Annotated in this window: 3 protein-coding genes; all 3 read right to left on the bottom strand. The window is 67.7% G+C overall.

Features of this window, described 5'->3' with window-relative positions; translation table 11 throughout:
• Nucleotides 1-1,501 (bottom strand): IS66 family transposase (gene tnpC / locus MXC99_RS00510; protein ID WP_247723688.1); only part of this gene is annotated, 1,501 nt, incomplete at its 3' end.
• 78 nt (nucleotides 1,502-1,579) lie between these two features.
• Nucleotides 1,580-1,927, bottom strand: a complete 348-nt coding sequence (tnpB, locus tag MXC99_RS00515; protein ID WP_247723689.1) for an IS66 family insertion sequence element accessory protein TnpB — start codon at nucleotides 1,925-1,927, stop codon at nucleotides 1,580-1,582.
• Nucleotides 1,924-2,343 carry an IS66 family insertion sequence element accessory protein TnpA gene (tnpA, locus tag MXC99_RS00520; RefSeq protein ID WP_247723690.1) on the bottom strand — a complete coding sequence of 140 codons (420 nt, stop codon included), beginning with the start codon at nucleotides 2,341-2,343 and terminating at the stop codon, nucleotides 1,924-1,926. Before tnpA ends, tnpB begins: the two co-directional genes overlap by 4 nt.
• Nucleotides 2,344-2,427: the final 84 nt, after the last annotated feature.

Here is a 2,427-nt window from a genome sequence, read left to right on the forward strand (position 1 = left end):
GGTGGGCGTTGATTCGCGCGAGCACGTCCTTCAGGTAGGCATAGGGCTCGACGTCGTTCAGGCGCGCCGTCTCGATCAGGCTGAAGAGTACCGCAGCGGCCCGCCCGCCACGCTCGCTGCCGGCGAAGAGCCAGTTCTTGCGCGACAGGGCCACCGGGCGCATGGCGCGTTCGCTCAAATTGTTGTCCGCAGCGAGACTGCCATCGTCGACGAACACGGTGAGCGCCGTCCAGTTCGACAGCGTATAGGCGAAGGCCTTCGCGAGCGGCGACTTGGGCAGCAGGGTCGGGGCGTGCGCGGTGAGCCAGCGATGGAACCAGGCGAGCACGCGTTTCGTGCGCCGTTGTCGGTGCTGCCGTCGGACGTCGGGATCGGCTTCGGCGATTTGCCGTTCGATGCGGTAGATCAGGCCGATGAAGCGCAGCGCATGATGCGCGAGTCCCGGCCGGGCCCCCTTGGGCATCGCCTTGACCACATCGAAGTACTTCCTTCTCGCGTGGGCCCAGCATGCGACGTGGGTCACCCCTTCGCGGAAACTTGCGTGGTAACCACTGTAATCGTCGGCTTGCAGATAACCGCGCCAGTCACCCAGGATGCGGCGCGGGTGCGTGCCGCTGCGATCGAGGGTGAAGTCATACAGCGCCGCCGGTGCCACCGCCTGCCAGCGGCCCTCTTCGTCCTTGCGGTGCCCGCCGGCCAGATACGCCCACATCCGCGCCGTGACGGTCTTGCCAGGGGCCTGCAGTGCGAGCGTCGTGTCATCGGTGAAGATCACCGGGCTCGCGAGCACGTGGCGATGCAGCGCCGGCATCAGCACGCTCAAGAGCTCGGCCCCGTCGAGCACCCAGTCGCACAGCGTCTGGCGCGCGATCACGACGCCGTCACGGGCGAGGATGCGCTGCTGACGGGCGAGCGGGCAATGATCGAGGTATTTCGACACCATCACGTGCGCGAGCAGCCCCGGCCCGGCGTTGCTCTTGGCGATCGGCGAACCCGGAGCGGTGGCGGTGCGGATCGTGCTGCTGCCGTCGGCGCGTTCGCAGCGGTACTTCAGGCGCACGTTCTGGATCACTTCGAGGCGTGCCGGGAGGTACTCGAGCATCTCGGAGACTTCCTCGCCGATGCGCTCGACCGCGGCGAAAGCCGCCTTCTCGTCCGCGGACAGGTCGTGTTCGACACGCCGCCGCGGCAGATGCTCGCCGATCGCGGCACGTCCGGGTCGGCGCCGGCGGTGCGCCTCGACCTCGCGGTAGTCCTCGGGCGGCACCGGCACTTCGACCGCCTCGCTCCACAATTCGGCTTGCCCCGCGTGGATCGCCTCGCTGCGCGGACCGAACAGACGCCGGCGCAGTTCGGCCAGTTGGTGGTGCAAACTCTCCATCTGCGCGTCGAACTGCGCCCGCAACCCGTCGAGCTGCGCGGCCATCTCCAGCACCATCTCCTGGAGCGGCTCAACGGCGTTCGGCAGGGTCGCGCGATCGATGACGGCAGGGCGATTCATGGCGCCCATCTTGCCCGCAGGCGCCGCCACAGGGCAGTCGGTCAAACCCCGATTGCATGGCAGAGCGCGGTCCCGCACTCAGCTCACGCGGGACGCAGCCACCGTCGGGAGACGCCGCACGTGGGCCAGATCGATGCCATCGAGCCACGCCACCAGTTCGCTCATTGCCAACCCGCCGGCCGCAAGGCGTGCCGGATCGGCGAAGCGGCCCCGTTCCAGGCGCTTGTACAACACCCAGAAACCGTGCCGGTCCCACACCAGGAGCTTGACCTTGTCGCGGCGCCGGCCGATGAACACGAATACCTGCCCCGACAGCGGGTCCATGCCCATGCAGGAGGCGACCAGCTGCGCCAGCGCGTCGATCGACTTGCGCATATCGACCGCCTCGCTATACACATAGGCCCTGACCGCCGAAGACAGGATCACGGCAACTGCGCCAGGATGCGATCGAGCACCTGCTGCGCAGCCGCCCCTTGCAGATGCAGCGTCATCCTGCCGGGCAGGCGCACTTCGATTTCCGCGCTGCGCGAGGACGGCTCCGCGCCATGGGGCAGTGCGATGAATCGTCCCTGCGCACCGCTCTGTCGCAATGGCTCAGCAGCCGGGGCGACCCCGGCCTCCTCGCGCACCAGGCGTCCCACCCGATGCCGAAAGGTCGACAGCGCCAAACCGTTCGCGCTGCAGTACTCGGGAATGCTCAGCCCCTGCTCGCGACGCCGGGTTTCATGTTCCAGCCAGAACGCGTCGTCGCGAACCATCATGAGCTTGCCCGTGCGCCAGTCGATCCGACCGCCCGCCGTGCCGATACCGCCGTCGCCATCCGAACCCAACTCTCCTTCCATCGTCGCATGCTCCGCTATTCAAGGAGCCACAACGATCCATCAATGCGGGCGCCTGCGGAAGAACGGGGATTTCCGGACAGATAC

It is taken from the genome of Thauera aromatica (assembly GCF_023093595.1).
Lineage (GTDB): Bacteria > Pseudomonadota > Gammaproteobacteria > Burkholderiales > Rhodocyclaceae > Thauera > Thauera aromatica_A.